Consider the following 16238-nt stretch of genomic DNA (forward strand, 5'->3'; position numbering starts at 1 on the left):
TGGCGCCGTCCCGTCACACAGCCGATCTTGGACACAGGAGCCCTGCCATGCCGTATCTGAAACTGAGCCTTGTCACCGCCGCCGCCCTGGTGCTGGCGGGCTGCGCGGCGGTGGAATCCTCCACCACGTCCCTGGGCTGCATGCTGGGCCGCCTCACCCAGAACCCGCCGGCCGGCTGCGGCGCGCCTGCTATCGCCACGGCGCCAGGCACAGGCGCTTCCGGCGCGGCGGCGGCGCAGGCCGGCGAGCGCTTCACCAAGCTGCAGTCCGTGCTGGACCAGGAAATCGAGCTGGCCCGCTCGGTCCAGACGGATGTGGTGTCGTCCATGCAGCACCTGCCCATCAAGCTGCGCTCCAGCGCCGGTCCGGTCAAGCTGCTGGACACGCCCATCACCGACAGCCAGTCGGGCCAGACGCGCAGCATGCGCACGCTGGAGTCCATGACGGTGCAGATGCCGCTGGCGGCCAAGGGCCGCCCGGAATACACCCAGTCCATGGCTGCGCTGAAGAACCTGGCCAACCGCCTGGCCGACAACCGGGGGCAGGCCTCCATCGTCGTGCACCAGGCCGCGGCCGATGTGCAGGCCCAGCGCGTCAACACCGCCACCGGCGTCAGCAAGACCGCCAAGGGCAGTCCGGTGAAGGTGGAAAAAATCGCGGATGCCGCGCTGGCGGCCGGCACCGAGCGCTACACCATCCAGGCGGGGCCGATTCGCGGCGGGCTGTGAACCACACCGGTGTCTGTACAGGCCGTGCAGCGCGTGCAGCCCAGGCCTAACGCAGCGCCTGGCGGCCCTCCACCCCCAGGCTGATCTGCGGCGGCCGGGCCACCCGCTCCACGTCCTGGGTGCGCGGACCTTCGTTGATCAGCACGAACAGGTAGAACAGGCCCATGCTGCCCAGGCCGCCAAACACCAGGCCGATGCTGTCCATCCACCGCCCTTCGGGCATGTGGAACACGAACAGGAACGACAGCGAAAACGCCGCCAGCACGGCAACAAACAGATAAATGAGGGCACCGTCCATATGCCTGGCCTCCCGACAAGGGCGCTGGCACTTCGGTGTGCGGCCCTGCATGCTGCCGTCCGCCGCAGGCGGAGGCAGGGTTGAAGATGTGACCGGCGCCATGCTAGGCAGTCCGCCGCACGCGGCGCTGATCTGGCGCAAACCCTGGGCACGCGCTGGACACACCCTGATACAAACCACTAGGATGGTGGGCCACGGCGGGCGACAGACGGTATTTCGCACCGCCCCCTGCCGGTGCGGCCGCGTGCGCTGCCCGCGCCGGACCGTGGCCCATGATGAAAGCCGCCGCATGCCTTGCCCATTGCCTTGGGCAGTGCCGTGCCCCACAGCCGCCGTGGCACACACCCGCAGGTTCGGGGCGGTGCTGCGCTCCGGTCTGCTCCATCCTCTGTTTTGCCATGTCTGCCCTGCCACCTGCCGTCTCGCCTGTCCCTCCCGCTGCACCTGCCGCCCCCTCCCGCAACCTGGGCCTGCTGGTGGCAGCCCAGTCGCTGGGAGGCGCTTCGCCCCCCATCATCATTTCGCTGGGCGGGCTGGTGGGCCAGCAGCTGTCCAGCGACCCGACCGCCGCCACGCTGCCGGTCAGCCTCTACCAGCTGGGCCTGGCCTTGTCCACCTTGCCGGCCGCGTGGCTGATGCACCGCTGCGGGCGGCGCACGGCCTATCTGCTGGGGGCGGTGATGGGCGTGCTGTCCGGCCTGGTGGCGGCCCAGGGCATCGTCCATTCCAACTTCCTGATGTTCTGCCTGGGCACGGCGCTGGCGGGCTTTTACGGCGCCTGCGTGCAGAGCTACCGCTTTGCCGCCACCGATTCGGTGGGCGACCCCAGCCGCCAGGCACAGGCCATTTCGCGGGTCATGGTGGGCGGGCTGATCGCCGCCATCATCGGCCCGCAGGTGGTGATCTGGACGCGTGACACCCTGCCAATGACCCCGTTTGCCGGCAGCTTCTACAGCCAGGCCCTGCTGGCACTGCTGGCCCTGCCGTTGCTGCTGGGCCTGCGCCTGCCGCCCCCGCCCCCCAAGGCCGTGGCCACCGGAGCCCGGCCGCTGGCCCAGATCGCCCGCACGCCGCAGTTTGTGGTCGCCGCCGCAGCCGGCGTGGTGAGCTATGGCCTGATGGCCTTTCTGATGACGGCCGCCCCCATGGCCATGGTCGGCTGCGGCCACAGCGTGGGCGAGGCGGCGCTGGGCATCCAGTGGCATGTGCTGGCCATGTTCGCCCCCAGCTTCATCACCGGCAAGCTGATTGCCCGCTACGGCAAGCGCCGCATCACGGCCCTGGGGCTGGTGCTGATCGGGGCGTCGGGCCTGATGGCCCTGGCAGGGCTGGAGCTGACGCATTTCTGGGGCTCGCTGGTGCTGCTGGGCCTGGGCTGGAACCTGGGCTTCATCGGCGCCACCGCCTTGCTGACCGAGTGCTACCGCCCCGGCGAACGCGCCAAGGTCCAGGCATTGAACGACTTTCTGGTGTTCGGCACCGTGGCCGTGGCCTCGTTCGGCTCCGGCCAGCTGCTGCACAGCGCGGGCTGGGGCGCCATCAACGCCGGCATGCTGCCGCTGATCGCACTGGTGCTGGTGCTGCTGGCCGCCTCAGGCCGTGCCGCCCGTGATGGCGGGGCCGCGTCGGCTTAAACCGCCTTTCGGACGCCGCCCCGCAGACACCGCCGCCCTCAGTGCAGCAGAATGCGCATGATGTCGGTGCGGGTGATCAACCCGGCCAGCTGGCCCTGGCGCAGCACGGCCACAAACGGCACGGTGTGCACGGCCAGGGTTTCCAGCAGCTCGGACACCGGCGTGTCGTCCTGCACCGTCAGCGGTGCGGCCTGCATCAGATCGGCCGCGCAGGCGGGTGCGGCAGCCGGGGGCTTCTTGCCCCACAGCCGCCAGGTGCGGCGCTGGCGCCGGGCCTCGGCATCGGGCTGGCGCTGTTGCTGCTGCCACAGCCAGTCGAACAAGGCCCCGCGAGCCACCACGCCCAGCAGGCGGCCTTGCGCGTCCACCACCGGCAGGCTCTTGATGGGGTGCTGCTGAAACTGCGCCGCCAGCTGCCCCAGGCCGTCCTGCGGGCTGCAGGTCCACAGCCTGGCACTCATCACCTGGCCGCAGCGCACGCTGCCAAAGCGCCGGGCAATGGCCTGTTCCTCGGCCGCGCGCACCAACTGGCCCAGCTCCTGGGCGGTCAGGTTGTAGTCCTGGTCGAAGCGCGCCAGCAGGGCCTGCAGATCGGCGTTGGACAGATCGTCCGCCGGCAGATGCTGGGCCTTGGCCGCCGGCGTGGGCGCCGCCACCTGCAGCGGATAGTGCTTGCCCCAGGCGCGGTGGTAGGCCACGCCCAGCAGCACCAGCACCAGGGTCAGCAGGCCGATGGGGGCCAAGGCATAGGCCCAGCCATGGTGCACGCCGTGCTGGGCTTCCAGCGCCAGCAGCAGGGCCACGGCGCCGCCCGGCGGGTGCAGTGCACGCGTGATCTGCATCCAGGCAATGGCCCCACCCACGGCGACTGCCGGCAGCAGCCAGCCCAGGGCCTGCTGCGGCCACCAGCGCACCACCAGCAAGGCCCAAAGCGCCGCCACCGTGTTGCCCACCACACAGGACCAGGGCTGGGACAGCGGGCCGGTGTGCACCGCAAACACCAGCACCGCCGTCGCGCCCAGCGGCGCGAACAGTGCCCAGCTGCCTTGCCATCCCGCCCACAGCGCCAGCTGCACCAGGGCCGCCGCCAGCACCAGGCCCAGGCCCGCTCCCAGGCCCACCCGCAGCACATCCAGCCGTGCGGCCGGGGCCACGGCGGGCTTCCATCCATTTCCCAATTGCATCGTGTTCCAGACGAAGAAACCCGCTGCAAGAGCGGGTGCATTTCACCAAGGCCCCAGCATGCCACGGGGCGGGTAGCCGCGTGGCCGGCCGGGGTCTGCCGCAGCTTTGAGGCCTGCGGTCAGGCCGGCGTTCAGGCCAGTGATTCGGCCGGGCCGAAGAACTCGCAGCGCGCCTGCGCATCCGGCACGCCGGCGCGCTGCAGCACCTGTTTGGCCAGGCGCATGAAGCCCATGGGACCCAGGTAGTAGGCCTGCACATCGCGCACGGCGGGCAGCCAGCGGGTCAGCAGCGCGGCATCCGGCAGGCCCTCGGCCACCTCCACATCGGCCGCGGGCGACGGGCCGGCGTCCTGCTCGTAGCCAAAGCGCAGCCCCAGCTGGGGGTGCTGCGCCGCCAGCGCCAGCAGCTCGCTGCGGAAGGCCTGCAGCTCCGGATTGCGGGCGCAGTGGATGAAGGTGATGGGCCGCCCCGTGGGCAGCGCCTGCTGCAGCATGGCCATCAAGGGCGTGATGCCCACGCCGGCGGCCATCAGCACCAGCGGCTTGGCGCTGTCGTCCAGGGTGAAGTGGCCGGCCGGCGGGAAGACCTCCAGCACATCGCCGGTCTGCACCTGGCGGTGCAGGTGGCCGGAGACCACGCCCTGCGCCTCGCGCTTGACGCTGATGCGCAGGCTGCGCCCATCCGCCGCCTGCGACAGCGAATAGTTGCGGCGCTGCTCCTTGCCCTCCACCACCACGCGCAGGCCGATGAACTGGCCCGGCTGGTAGGCCAGCACGGCACCGCCGTCCTCGGGCTGCAGCGTGAAGCTGGTGATCTCCGGGGTTTCGGCCTGCTTGGCGGCCACCACAAAGCGGCGCACGCCCTTCCAGCCGCCCGGTGCCTGGGCATTGGCGTCGTAGCTGGCTTTTTCGGCACCGATCAGGATATCGGCCAGTTGCCCGTAGGCGGCGGCCCAGGCGTCGATCACCTCGTCGGTGGCAATCTCCGCACCCAGCACCTCACGGATGGCCCGCAGCAGGAAACCACCCACAATGGGGTAGTGCTCGGGCTGCACCTGCAGCGACACATGCTTGTGGATGATCTGCGCCGGCAGATCGCCCAGGCCGGACAGATCGTCGATGTGCTTGGCGTACATCAGCACGCTGCGGGCCAGCGCACGGGGCTGGGCACCCGTCTGCTGGTGCACGCTGTTGAACAGCGGCTGCACCTCGGCGCTTTCGGACAGCATCAGCTGGTAGAAATGGGTGGTCAGTGCTTCCCCCCCGGTTTCCAGCAGGGGCACGGTGGATTTGACAATGGCGCGTTGGCGGTCGGTCAGCATGAAAGAATCACTCTCCAAAGGGATGCATGGGCAGCACCCTCGGCGGGCTGCCCTGCCCCTCTAAGGGCAAACGGCATGCCAGCACGCAGGCCCTGCCGCATCAAGCACTTACCGCCAACCATGTCTTTTTGACGCGCGTCAATTGCAGTCAGTTTGACCGCATACGATGTCGACATGACTGCCAATGCCCTGCTGCTGAACGCCTTGCTGCCCCTGGTGGCCGAACTGTCCAGCCAGCTGCCCGAAACCGAACGCTACCGCCGCCTGCTGGCGGCACTGCGCACCGTGCTGCCCGCCGATGCCGCCGCCCTGCTGCGCTGCGAGCGCAGCGCCGACGGCAGCGACTGGCTGCGCCCGCTGGCCATCGACGGCCTCAGCCCCGACACCCTGGGCCGGCGCTTTCGCCTGCGCGAACACCCGCGCTTTGCCGCGCTGCTGGCGGCCGGCCAGGCCCTGCGCTTTCCCAGCGACAGCCCCCTGCCCGACCCCTACGACGGCCTGGTGGCCCACCACTCCGGCGCACCGCTGCCGGTGCACGACTGCATGGGCTGTGTGCTGCAGGTGGACGGCCAGCCCTGGGGACTGCTGACACTGGACGCGCTGCAGCCCGGAAGCTTTGCCGGCGACGCCCCGCTGGCCGCACTCCAGGCCTTCAGCAACCTGGCCGCCGCCACCGTGGCCACCGCCGCACGCCTGCGCCAGCTGGAGCAGTCCGTGCACAACGAACGTCAGCGGGCCGAACATTTTCGCCGCCACGCCCCGCTGGCCGCACCCCGGCTCCTGGGCCACAGCAGCGCCATGCGCGCGCTGCAGCGCGACATCGCCACCGTGGCGGCCAGCGATCTGGCGGTGCTCATCACCGGCGAAACCGGCGTGGGCAAGGAGCTGGTGGCCCAGGCGCTGCACGCCCAGTCCACCCGGGCCGACCAGGCCTTTGTCAGCATCAACTGCGCCGCCCTTCCCGACCAGCTGGTGGAGAGCGAGCTGTTCGGCCATGTGCGCGGCGCCTTCACCGGCGCGGTGAGCGACCGGCAAGGCAAGTTCGAACAGGCCCACCAGGGCACCCTGTTCCTGGACGAGGTGGGCGAGCTGCCGCTGGCCACCCAGGCCAAGCTGCTGCGCGTGCTGCAAAGCGGCCAGATCCAGCGCCTGGGGCTGGACCGGGAACGCACGGTGGACGTGCGCATCATTGCCGCCACCAACCAGGACCTGGCCGCCGCCGTGCGCGACGGCCGCATGCGCGCCGACTTCTACCACCGCCTGAGCGTCTATCCGCTGCAGGTGCCGCCGCTGCGCGCCCGCGAAGGCGATGTGCTGGTGCTGGCCGGCTACTTTCTGGAACGCACGCGTTCGCAGTTCGGGCTGGACGGGGTGCGGCTGGAGGCCGGTGCCCAGGCCGCACTGCTGGCCCACCGCTGGCCGGGCAATGTGCGCGAGCTGGAGCACTGCATCCGCCGCGCCGTGCTGCACGCCCTGCGCCGCCCGCGTGCACCTGCCGCGCCGCAGGCACCCACGGCCCCGCTCGGCATCCGCGCACAGGATCTGGCCATGGTGCCCGCGTCCATGGTCCTTGATGCACGCACCGAGGACCTGGGCAGCCTGCCGCCAGCCGACCCGCTAACCCCACTCGACCCACTCGAACCGGCCACCAGCGCAGCAACCGATCCCACGGACACCGGCTTGCGCCAGGCCGTGGACCGCTACGAAAGACAGCTGGTGCAGCAGGCGCTGGAAGCCCACGGCTACCGCTGGGCCCCGGCCGCCCGTGCCCTGCAGATGGATCGTGCCAATCTGCAGCGCCTGGCCAAGCGGCTGGGCCTGCACGCGCCCGGCAGCCCGCCCCCGCAGCGCTAGCCGCCACCGATAGGCGCCGCCCCCACGGCCCCTCACAGCCGCCCCGCTGCGCCATCGCCGCAACAGACTGCCGCCCTGCCGTGAAAATTTGCCGCGACCGCAGCGCAGCGCCGCTACACTCGCGGCTGGATTGGCTCGCACTCCCCGGAATGCGGGCCTTTTGACCCTCTGAGGCCGGCAGCGCGCTGCGCATTGCCGGCGGACAGCACTCTCTCTCGCCCCCTCTGTCTGCACCCACCATGTCCACGGTTTTCAATTTCACCTTCGTTCCCTGGTTCCGGTCTGTGGCCCCGTACATCCACAAATTCCGCCATCAGACCTTCGTGGTGGGCATCACGGGCGAAGCCATCGCCGCCGGCAAGCTGCAGGGCATCGTGCAGGATCTGGCGCTGATCCAGGCCATGGGCGTGAAGATCGTGCTGGTGCACGGCTTTCGCCCGCAGGTGAACGAGCAGCTGCGCCTCAAGGGCCAGGAGCCGCGCTACTACAACGGCGTGCGCGTGACCGACTCCATCGCGCTGGACTGCGCCCAAGAGGCCGCCGGCCAGCTGCGCTACGAGATCGAAGCCGCCTTCAGCCAGGGCCTGCCCAACACCCCCATGGCCGGGGCCCGCGTGCGCGTGATGTCGGGCAACTTCCTGACCGCCCGCCCGGTGGGCATCGTGGACGGGGTGGACTTCATGCACTCCGGCCTGGTGCGCAAGGTCGACGTGGAAGGCATCCGCCGCGCGCTGGAATCCGAAGCCATGGTGCTGATGTCGCCCTTCGGCTTCTCGCCCACCGGCGAGGCCTTCAACCTGAGCATGGAAGAAGTCGCCACCCGCGTGGCCTGCGAGATGAAGGCCGACAAGCTGATCTTCCTGAGCGAGGTGCCCGGCATCCGCATGAACCCGTCGGAGCCCGACAGCGAAGACAACCCCATCGACACCGAGCTGCCGCTGGCCGCCGCCCGCCAGCTGCTGGCCCAGCTGCCGCCGCCCCAGGAGCCCACCGACACCGGCTTTTACCTGCAGCACTGCGTGCGCGCCTGCGAACATGGCGTGGAACGCAGCCACATCCTGCCGTTTGCAGTGGACGGCGCGCTGCTGCTGGAAATCTATGTGCACGACGGCATCGGCACCATGGTGATCGACGAAAAGCTCGAAGAGCTGCGCGAAGCCACCATCGACGATGTGGGCGGCATCATCCAGCTGATCGAGCCGTTCGAGAAAGACGGCACCCTGGTCAAGCGCGACCGCACCGAGATCGAGCGCGACATCACCAGCTACACCGTGATCGAGCACGACGGCGTGATCTTCGGCTGCGCCGCCCTGCACCCCTATCTGGAAGCCAAGACCGCGGAAATGGCCGCCGTCACCGTCTCGCCCCAGAGCCAGGGCACGGGCGACGGCGAGAAACTGCTCAAGCGCATCGAGCAGCGCGCCCGCGCCCTGGGCTGCACCAGCATGTTCGTGCTGACCACCCGCACCATGCACTGGTTCATCAAGCGCGGCTTCCAGCCGGTGGACCCGGAATGGCTGCCTGAGGCACGCAAGGCCAAGTACAACTGGAGCCGCAAGAGCCAGGTGCTGGTCAAGCAGCTCTAAGCCGCTCCCGGCCACCCGCATCGCACGGGGCCTTCCCGCTCCATCGCACGCACCGTCACACGCACCAGGGCGGCAGTGGATCCACGCCACTGCCGCCCTGGTTTCATGTGGGGGGCGGCCCCTGCACGCAGCCCGCGGCCGCCGCGCCTCCAACCGTGAAGACTTAGAAACGCCGGAACCAGTGCGTCACCGCCTGGCCTACCTCGGCCAGCGCCGCATCGCGCGCGGCCGGTGCCAGCTGCGGCGTCTGCGTCAGGTAGGCGCTGACCACCAGCGGTTGCGGACGCTGGTGGGGCCAGACCAGCACCACATCATTGGCAGTGCCGTTGTCGCCCGTTCCCGTCTTGCCGCCCACCAGCCAGCCCGGCGGCATGCCGGCGCGCAGCCGCTTGGCGCCCGTGGGGCTGGCCTTGAGCCACTGCAGCAGCTGCGCCTGGTGGCCGGCATCCAGGTGCGGGCCCTTGGCCAGCGCCACCACGGCACGCGCCATGGACAGCGGCGTGGTCGTGTCGCGCTCGTCGCCCGGGGTGGCGCTGTTGAGCGCCGGCTCCAGCCGGTCCAGGCGGGTGTGCATGGTGCCCATGTCGCGCAGCCACTGGGTCAGGCCCTGTGGGCCGCCCTGGCGGGCCAGCAGCAGGTTGGCGGCGGTGTTGTCGCTCAGCACCACGGTGGCTTCGCACAGCTCGGCCACCGTCAGCCCGGCACCATCGGCCTGGGCCTCGGTGGTGGGCGAATACGGCACCAGCGCGCTGCGCGGGTAGGTCACGCGCTGCTGCAGGCTGTCCAGCCCCTGCTGGTCGCGCTGCAGCATCTGGGCGGCCAGCAGCAGCTTGAAGGTGCTGCACATCGGAAAGCGCTCGCTGCCCCGGTACTGCCACTGGCGGCCATTGGCGGTGTCGATCACCGCCACACCCAGACGTCCCCCGGTGCGGGCCTCGATCTGCGCCAGCGGGTGGGAGGCATCATCCGCCTCCAGACCCGAGTTTTTCTGCATACCTGCACACCCAGCCAACCAGGTGGCGCTCAGTGCCAGACTGCTTTGCAGCCAAATTCTTCTGTGCATAGCGTGCTCCTCTTCTTGATAACACCTGCTACCTTACCGGAGTGCGCCAACGCTGACCAACGTTAAGATGGCAGAGCAAACCCTAGAAAAACTTATACATCTACCCCCATGCACCTGCCATTGAATGCCCTGCGCGCGTTCGACAGTGCGGCCCGCCACCTGAACCTGACGCGCGCCGCCCACGAGCTGCACGTCACCCAGACCGCTGTCAGCCAGCATATCCGCAAGCTCGAAGAGCAGCTGGGCACGCCGCTGTTCCGGCGCCTGCCGCGCGGTCTGGCCCTGACCGACGAAGGCCTGGCCCTGTGGCCCGTGGTGGCCGACTGCTTTGCCCGGCTGGAACGTGCCCTGGGCCAGCTGCGCAACGACCGCCCGCGCGAGGTGCTGACGCTGGGCGTGGTGGGCACGTTTGCCGTGGGCTGGCTGCTGCCCCGGCTGGCCGACTTTGAAGCCCGCCACCCCCATATCGACCTGCGCATGCAGACCCACAACAACCGCGTGGACCTGAACGCCGAAGGGCTGGACGCCGCGATCCGCTTTGGCGACGGTGCCTGGCACGGCCTGCAGGCCGATCTGCTGGTGCAGGCCCCGCTGACCCCGCTGTGCGCCCCCGCCATTGCCGAGCACCTGCGCCAGCCGGCCGATCTGCGCGGCCAGACCCTGCTGCGCTCCTTTCGCACCGCGGAATGGGAACAGTGGTGCCAGGCCGCCGAAGTGGCCACCCTGCGCGCCGCCGGCCCGCAGTTCGACAGCTCCATCGCCCTGGCCGAAGCCGCCGCCCAGGGGGCCGGCGTGGCCCTGCTGCCCCCGGCCATGTTCACCCACCTGCTGCGCGCCGGCCGGCTGGTGCAGCCGTTTGCGCTGACGGTGCCTGCGGGTGCCTACTGGTTCACCCAGCCGCGCACGCGCGCAGCGTCGCCGGCCCTGGAGGCCGTACGCCAGTGGCTGCTGGCCCAGGCGGCCTGAACCCCGGCGCCCGGCGAAGCGCCCCCCTTCAGGAGCTCAGGCAGAAGCCATCCCGGCCATTTTCCTTGGCGCTGTACAGCGCCAGATCGGCCTTCTTCAGCAACACGCTCAGCGTCAGCGTGTCGGTGGCATCCAGCGCCACCACGCCAATGCTGATCGTGGGGCGAAGCGTCTTGCCCTCCTCCACCTCGATGGTCAGAGCCCGGATGGCGGCGCACAGCCGCTCGGCCGTGGCGCTGGCCTCCTGGCCATCGGCACCGGGCAGCAGCAGCGCAAACTCCTCCCCGCCCATGCGCCCCAGCAGCTCGTGCGGCCGCAGCGACTGCACCACCGTGCGGCTCACTGCCTGCAGCACCACATCCCCGGCCGCATGCCCGTAGGTGTCGTTGACGCGCTTGAACCAGTCCAGGTCCAGCATCAGCAGGGCCACCGATTGGCGGTCATGGGCCAGCCGCCCCAGGATCCGGTGGGCCTGTTCGCTGAAAGCCGCCCGGGTCAGCATGCCGGTCAGGTGGTCGTGGGTGGACGAATGCTCCAGCCGCGCCATGGCGTCCCCCCAGTGGTTGCGCGCACAGGCCACGGTCAGCAAGGTCACGCTCAGCATGGACAGGCCCAGGCGCATGGACATGGCGGCTTCGGCATTCTGGGAGCTGAAATCGAAGTCGTTGAGCACCAGCAGGAACACATGCCAGCTGCCCGCCAGAAAGCACAGCAGCGACACCGTGAACACCCGGTAGCTCAGCGCGCAGAGGACCAGGCCAGGCAGTAGCAGCAGCGGCACCCCGGGCCCGCCGATGTACAGGCCCACGCCCATCAGCACCAGCAGCACGGCCAGCGGGGCCACGGACCGCCCCCAGGCCGGCTCGCCGGTGCGCCACAGACGCCGGGCCGCGCCCAGCGCCGGCACATTCAGCAGCAGGGGGATGATCAGGCACATGTGCATCATCTCCGCGCCAAACCACATCATGGCCGTGCGCTGCCAGCTGCGCTGCAGCAGGTACTGGATGGCCCCGCCCCCCAGCAGCGCGCCCACGGCGGCGGCGATGCACACGCCCACCACCACATGGAACACCCCCACCGGAGAGCGCATCCGGATCACGGTATCGGCATGCTGGCGCAGATACAGCCAGCCGCAGGCTACAGCGCCCAGGTTGGCCAGCGTCAGTAGCAGCACCTTCAGAAACCAGCCTTCGCCGGCATAGCTGCCCAGCAGGAAACCCAGCGCGGCCAGCACCCAGCCCTGCGGCTGCGCCATGACCGGGAAGCGCACGATCAGCCCCAGCATCAGCGCATTGGACAGCCAGAAAAAAGACAGCAGACTGGGCGACTTGCTGGTGGTGGCAACCGCGCACGCCACCAGCACCGTGGCCCCCAGGACGGCATGCTCCAGTCTGAAGCCGGCCGCCACCCGGTTGGCATGTATCTCGAATGCAGGCATCAACACCCCCCTCGCCGGCAACTGCACCGGCCGCCATTCCATGTCGTGGTGTCCCGCATCGATACACAAGCCACACGTAGCACTGAGAACCGGCTGTCACCCACCCCGATAGAACCACAATCTGTATCTACGTGTAATCAGAAAAAACCGACAAAACGCCTGTTCTCTCCAAAAAATCGCCAGCGTGGACCCTGCACACACGGGGTCCAGGGGCGCAAAGTGCCGTCAATGTCGCACATGGCACCCCATTCCTGTGCGCCCTGCCGATGGACGGCCCACCTGCCCACATAGGCCGGAGAAGCACCAGCTACCGCCCAGGCACAGGCCTCCCCGCCCCGGCGGCTCGGCTCGGCGCCACGCTCCCGTACGGGCGGTCGTGGGCTGCGGGCCGGGGGTCATGGGCGACCGGCCACGGGCTCGACGACCGGTCCCGACCGCAGGCACCCGTGCGGCCAGGGCGCGGACCACCTGCCTGCCCGGCCTTGCCCGCCCAACCCGGCGCCATCGCCGCCCACCACAGGGACCACACCGCACCACCTTGCCGGTCACTGCGGCGGCGGTGCGGGTTCGCCTGGCCCTGCCTCACAGGTCCCGGCGAATCAGCGCCCCGGTAAACAGCACCGGCCCCGTCGGCCCGGTGGCGCTGGGCACGCCGCCCTTGGGCTCCAGGCTGATCGCCAGGGCCGGAACCGCCTTGACATCGGTCTCCTGCACCGCCAGCTGCGCCACCCGGCCCTCGCCCACTACGCCCAGGGAGCGCGGCGCCCCCTGCGGCGGCAGGGCCCACAGCTGCAGCGAATGGCTCTCGGCCTCCCGGAAGCCGCTCACCCGCTGCAGCACCAGTTGGTTGTGCCGGGGGTCGAAGGTCACCAGCATCGAGGCAGCGGCCTTGCCATCCGCCAGCACGGCCACATACTGGATCTGGGGGGCCGCCTGCAAGGCGGCCTGCGCGGTCTGCAGCTCGGTGTGCAGCGCCGACAGCTGCTGCTGCGTGCGCTGCTGGACCCCATGGTGCGTCCACAGCCCCACCGACACCGCCACCACCGTGGCCAGGCTGCCCGCCAGCGCCAGCCCCCGCCACCAGGACAGCGCCTGCACCTGCCACCCCGCCTGGGGCGTGGCGGCACCGGCCCGGCGCTGCGCAGTCTGCTGCCGCTCGGCCTGCAGCAAGTTGGCAATGCGGGTCCAGACCGCCGCGTCCGGCTGCACCGGCGTCTGCACCTCGGAAAAGGCGGACCAGCGGCCCTGCCACAGCAGCGCGGCCGCCCGCACCTGGGCATGGTCGCGCGCCAGCTGCTCGAAGCGCCGGCGCGCCCCACCGCGCAGCGTGCCCAGCGAATAGGCCGCCGCCAGGCGGTCGAGCAGTTCAGGGTTGCGGGTCAGATGCATGGTGAACACTCCTCACACTCAGACATGGCGGGCCATGCACTTGCGCAATTGCTCCAGGCTGCGCCGCATCCAGGTCTTCACGGTGCCCAGCGGCAGCTTCAAGGTACTGGCCAGCTCGCTGTGGCTCAGATCCCGCAGGTAGGCCAGGCTCACCACCTGGCGCTGGGCCTGCTCCAGCCGCTGCAGGCACTGGTGCAGCGCGGCCGCCTGTTCGCTGGCCTCGGCCTCCTGCAGAGGGCCATGCGCCACGTGGTCCTGGGTCAGCGCATCGATCTCGGCGAGATCGTCGATCGCCACATGCAGATGCAGCCGCTCGGCCCGCCGCCGACGCAGAAAATCCAGGGCCCGGCTGCGCACCAGCAGGCCCATCCAGGCCAGCGGCGGACTCAGCGAGGCACGGTAGGCCCCGGCGTTGCGCCAGATGCCCAGAAAACTCTCCTGCAGCACATCCTCGGCCCATTCCCGGTTGCCGACGATGCGCAGCGCCAGCCCATACAGCCGCGCAGCCGTCTGGTCGTACAGCAGCTTGAGCGCCGGTTCCTCCCGGCGGGCGACGCGATCGAGTAAGTCCATCAGTTCCTGGTCCGGTGTAGATGCGCTCATGCAGCCATTGTGCGCACAAGCACTGGCGGCATGCGGCGCTGTTGGATTGCCGCCAAGGCGGATTACCGGCCTTGCCTCTCCACTGGTACGCAGCATCGCGACCACTGGATGCAGCCCCAAGGGGAATGTGCACACAGAATATTTTTTCAAGAACCTGAATCCACAGCCTCCCCACCTGCGTATAGCCAGTGTCGGGCACTGCCACCACGCGCTACCTGGGACCACCAATGGCCCCCGCGCGACACCGCCCACCGCCCACCGCCCACAAGGAGTCACCGTGCCCCTCCACTGGTTTGCAGGCTGCCCCTCCCCCCTGGTGCCACGCTGCGGCTTTCCGGGCGCCAGCGGCGTGTGGCCGGCCGTGGCGCCCGCCATGCGGCCGGGGACTGCGGCGCCGGCACCGGACATCGCCTCCCACCACAGAGCCCCGGCACGGGCGCAGGCTGCCCCCCTGCCTGCCGGGACCTCCTTCCTGCTTTTGAGCGCCGCGACCTCACCCAGGTCGCGCGCCATCCGGCCGCCGCTGACACCCTGCCCCCCAGGCGCACGGGTTGCAGCGTTGGAACGCACTGTGCCCGCGAACGCCGCCGTTCGGGGGCTGGCGCGCAGCAGCAGCACCGGGGCACCCAGCCCATTTGCCCGGTGCGTTTCTTGTCCCCCTTGTTCGAGGAAATTCTGATGAAACCGCTACATGCATTCCCACTGGCCGCCGTGTGTGCTTCGGTGCTGGGCCTGACCGCCTGTTCGTCCATGGGCCCCCGCCCCATGTATTCACAGGCCGCGCTGCCCGCCCCCGTGCAGGTCCCGGCGGGCCACAAAGTGGCCATGGAAACCGTGGGCATCGGCCAGATCACCTATGAATGCCGCGCCAAGAAGGACATGGCATCCGAGCACGAATGGGTGTTTGTCGGCCCCGATGCCAAGCTGCAGACCCGCAGCGGATCGGTCATCGGCAAATACTGGGGCCCTCCCGCCACCTGGGAGAACAACGACGGCTCCAAGGTCACTGCCACCCAGGTGGCCGTGGCCCCGGCCGGCATGGGCAACATCCCGCTGCAGCTGGTCAAGGCCAACCCGGCCATGGGCATGGGCGCCATGCAGGGTGTGACCTACATCCAGCGCGTAGCCACCAAGGGCGGGGTCGCACCCGCCATGGCCTGCACGGCCGCCAACATGGGCAGCAAGCAGATCGTGCCCTACCAGGCCGACTATATTTTCTGGAAAGCCGCCTGACCGGCCTGGACCCAGGCGCACCTCCCGGACCGCCACCGGGGGGCGTCCGGGGCCCGGCCTGCCGAGCATGGCCCCGCCTGTGGCAGGCTCGGCCTCGCCGCCGCCCGCCATGGACGGTGGTCTGCCGTTGCCAGCGCCGGATCTCCCGCCAAAACGCAGCGCCCCACGGGCCCGGCGCCAACCGGCTATCATCCCCGGCTTGCTGACTCGGGCCCTGTCGCCCTCCCTGGCTCCTCCATGTCCACCACTTTGCCCGTTCTGTATTCCTTCCGCCGCTGCCCCTACGCCATCCGCGCCCGTCTGGCGCTGGCACATGCCGGGCTGGCCTGCGAACTGCGGGAAGTGAATCTGCGTGCCAAGCCCCAGGCGCTGCTGGATGCCTCGCCCAAGGGCACGGTGCCGGTGCTGGTGCTGGCCGACGGCACGGTGATCGACCAAAGCCTGGAAGTCATGCTGCACGCGCTGCGCGGCAACGACCCCGATGCCTGGCTGGCCCCCACCGCCGGCAGCCTGGAAGAGATGCTGGCCCTGATCGCCCGCAACGACGGCTTCTTCAAGCAGGCCCTGGACCGCTGCAAATACCCCGAGCGCTACAGCGCCGAGGAAGTGAACCAGGCCCAGGCCGACGCCATCACCTGGCTGGCCGCGCTGGACGACCAGCTGGCCGATACCGGCTACCTGTTCGGCCTGAACCCCAGCTTGGCCGATATGGCGCTGCGCCCCTTTGTGCGCCAGTTCGCCCGCATCGACGAAGCCCAGTGGGCCGAACAGCCCTGGCCCCACCTGCAGGACTGGCTGCAGCGCTGGATCGATTCGGCCCTGTTTGCCGAAGTGATGGAAACCTACCCCGGCTGGGTGGCCGGCACCACCGGCCCGCTGTTCAGCGCGGCCAGCGTGGAATCGGCCTGAGCCACCCGGCCCCAGGCCCTGACCGTGGCCG

General features: G+C 69.9%; 14 protein-coding genes. 7 read left to right on the plus strand and 7 right to left on the minus strand.

Features of this window, described 5'->3' with window-relative positions; all coding sequences use genetic code 11:
- The first annotated feature begins 47 nt into the window (after positions 1–47).
- Positions 48–728: a hypothetical protein gene (locus B3349_RS12835; protein ID WP_291589158.1), complete on the plus strand. Its 681-nt coding sequence runs from the start codon at positions 48–50 to the stop codon at positions 726–728.
- Positions 729–774: 46 nt separating this feature from the next.
- On the opposite strand, the gene B3349_RS12840 is transcribed toward B3349_RS12835, so the two are convergent.
- A complete protein-coding gene (locus tag B3349_RS12840) occupies positions 775–1026 on the minus strand; it encodes a hypothetical protein (RefSeq protein ID WP_291589160.1) in 252 nt (83 codons plus the stop codon).
- A 398-nt stretch (positions 1027–1424) separates the two neighbouring features.
- Between B3349_RS12840 and B3349_RS12845 the strand changes: the two genes are divergently transcribed.
- Complete coding sequence (locus tag B3349_RS12845) at positions 1425–2660, plus strand: MFS transporter (RefSeq protein WP_291589162.1); 1236 nt, start codon at positions 1425–1427, stop codon at positions 2658–2660.
- A 38-nt stretch (positions 2661–2698) separates the two neighbouring features.
- On the opposite strand, the gene B3349_RS12850 is transcribed toward B3349_RS12845, so the two are convergent.
- Positions 2699–3844, minus strand: coding sequence for an HPP family protein (locus tag B3349_RS12850; protein ID WP_291589164.1), 1146 nt, complete (start codon positions 3842–3844; stop codon positions 2699–2701).
- 131 nt (positions 3845–3975) lie between these two features.
- Entirely contained in the window at positions 3976–5166 is a 1191-nt protein-coding gene (gene hmpA / locus B3349_RS12855; RefSeq protein WP_291589166.1) for an NO-inducible flavohemoprotein, read from the minus strand.
- A 174-nt stretch (positions 5167–5340) separates the two neighbouring features.
- Between hmpA and norR the strand changes: the two genes are divergently transcribed.
- Together norR and argA are read left to right on the plus strand one after the other, a co-directional pair.
- Positions 5341–7020, plus strand: coding sequence for a nitric oxide reductase transcriptional regulator NorR (gene norR / locus B3349_RS12860; protein WP_291589168.1), 1680 nt, complete (start codon positions 5341–5343; stop codon positions 7018–7020).
- Positions 7021–7259: 239 nt separating this feature from the next.
- Positions 7260–8606, plus strand: coding sequence for an amino-acid N-acetyltransferase (gene argA, locus B3349_RS12865; RefSeq protein WP_291589169.1), 1347 nt, complete (start codon positions 7260–7262; stop codon positions 8604–8606).
- 163 nt (positions 8607–8769) lie between these two features.
- Here argA and bla read toward each other — a convergent pair whose 3' ends face one another.
- The gene (gene bla, locus B3349_RS12870; protein ID WP_291589171.1) at positions 8770–9669 is read right to left on the minus strand and encodes a class A beta-lactamase; all 900 of its coding nucleotides are present in this window, start codon (positions 9667–9669) and stop codon (positions 8770–8772) included.
- A 108-nt stretch (positions 9670–9777) separates the two neighbouring features.
- Between bla and B3349_RS12875 the strand changes: the two genes are divergently transcribed.
- The gene (locus B3349_RS12875; protein WP_291589173.1) at positions 9778–10635 is read left to right on the plus strand and encodes a LysR family transcriptional regulator; all 858 of its coding nucleotides are present in this window, start codon (positions 9778–9780) and stop codon (positions 10633–10635) included.
- Positions 10636–10663: 28 nt separating this feature from the next.
- On the opposite strand, the gene B3349_RS12880 is transcribed toward B3349_RS12875, so the two are convergent.
- From B3349_RS12880 to B3349_RS12890, 3 genes are all read right to left on the minus strand, one after another.
- Positions 10664–12073: a GGDEF domain-containing protein gene (locus B3349_RS12880; protein ID WP_291589175.1), complete on the minus strand. Its 1410-nt coding sequence runs from the start codon at positions 12071–12073 to the stop codon at positions 10664–10666.
- A gap of 582 nt (positions 12074–12655) precedes the next feature.
- Positions 12656–13462 carry an anti-sigma factor gene (locus tag B3349_RS12885; protein ID WP_291589177.1) on the minus strand — a complete coding sequence of 269 codons (807 nt, stop codon included), beginning with the start codon at positions 13460–13462 and terminating at the stop codon, positions 12656–12658.
- 18 nt (positions 13463–13480) lie between these two features.
- Positions 13481–14065, minus strand: a complete 585-nt coding sequence (locus B3349_RS12890; RefSeq protein ID WP_291589179.1) for a sigma-70 family RNA polymerase sigma factor — start codon at positions 14063–14065, stop codon at positions 13481–13483.
- Positions 14066–14743: 678 nt separating this feature from the next.
- Here B3349_RS12890 and B3349_RS12895 point away from each other — a divergent pair.
- On the plus strand, positions 14744–15298 hold the full coding sequence (locus tag B3349_RS12895; protein ID WP_291589181.1) for a DUF3455 domain-containing protein: 555 nt from the start codon (positions 14744–14746) through the stop codon (positions 15296–15298).
- A 237-nt stretch (positions 15299–15535) separates the two neighbouring features.
- On the plus strand, positions 15536–16207 hold the full coding sequence (locus tag B3349_RS12900) for a glutathione S-transferase (protein ID WP_291589183.1): 672 nt from the start codon (positions 15536–15538) through the stop codon (positions 16205–16207).
- Positions 16208–16238 lie beyond the last annotated feature (31 nt).

The organism is Comamonas sp. UBA7528 (assembly GCF_002479375.1).
GTDB lineage: Bacteria > Pseudomonadota > Gammaproteobacteria > Burkholderiales > Burkholderiaceae_C > Comamonas.

Bases quoted from the DNA above. Each gene is read 5' to 3' on its own strand.
- B3349_RS12835 (WP_291589158.1), top strand. From the start codon at position 48: ATGCCGTATCTGAAACTGAGCCTTGTCACCGCCGCCGCCCTGGTGCTG.
- B3349_RS12840 (WP_291589160.1), bottom strand. From the start codon at position 1,026: ATGGACGGTGCCCTCATTTATCTGTTTGTTGCCGTGCTGGCGGCGTTT.
- B3349_RS12845 (WP_291589162.1), top strand. From the start codon at position 1,425: ATGTCTGCCCTGCCACCTGCCGTCTCGCCTGTCCCTCCCGCTGCACCT.
- B3349_RS12850 (WP_291589164.1), bottom strand. From the start codon at position 3,844: ATGCAATTGGGAAATGGATGGAAGCCCGCCGTGGCCCCGGCCGCACGG.
- hmpA (WP_291589166.1), bottom strand. From the start codon at position 5,166: ATGCTGACCGACCGCCAACGCGCCATTGTCAAATCCACCGTGCCCCTG.
- norR (WP_291589168.1), top strand. From the start codon at position 5,341: ATGACTGCCAATGCCCTGCTGCTGAACGCCTTGCTGCCCCTGGTGGCC.
- argA (WP_291589169.1), top strand. From the start codon at position 7,260: ATGTCCACGGTTTTCAATTTCACCTTCGTTCCCTGGTTCCGGTCTGTG.
- bla (WP_291589171.1), bottom strand. From the start codon at position 9,669: ATGCACAGAAGAATTTGGCTGCAAAGCAGTCTGGCACTGAGCGCCACC.
- B3349_RS12875 (WP_291589173.1), top strand. From the start codon at position 9,778: ATGCACCTGCCATTGAATGCCCTGCGCGCGTTCGACAGTGCGGCCCGC.
- B3349_RS12880 (WP_291589175.1), bottom strand. From the start codon at position 12,073: ATGCCTGCATTCGAGATACATGCCAACCGGGTGGCGGCCGGCTTCAGA.
- B3349_RS12885 (WP_291589177.1), bottom strand. From the start codon at position 13,462: ATGCATCTGACCCGCAACCCTGAACTGCTCGACCGCCTGGCGGCGGCC.
- B3349_RS12890 (WP_291589179.1), bottom strand. From the start codon at position 14,065: ATGAGCGCATCTACACCGGACCAGGAACTGATGGACTTACTCGATCGC.
- B3349_RS12895 (WP_291589181.1), top strand. From the start codon at position 14,744: ATGAAACCGCTACATGCATTCCCACTGGCCGCCGTGTGTGCTTCGGTG.
- B3349_RS12900 (WP_291589183.1), top strand. From the start codon at position 15,536: ATGTCCACCACTTTGCCCGTTCTGTATTCCTTCCGCCGCTGCCCCTAC.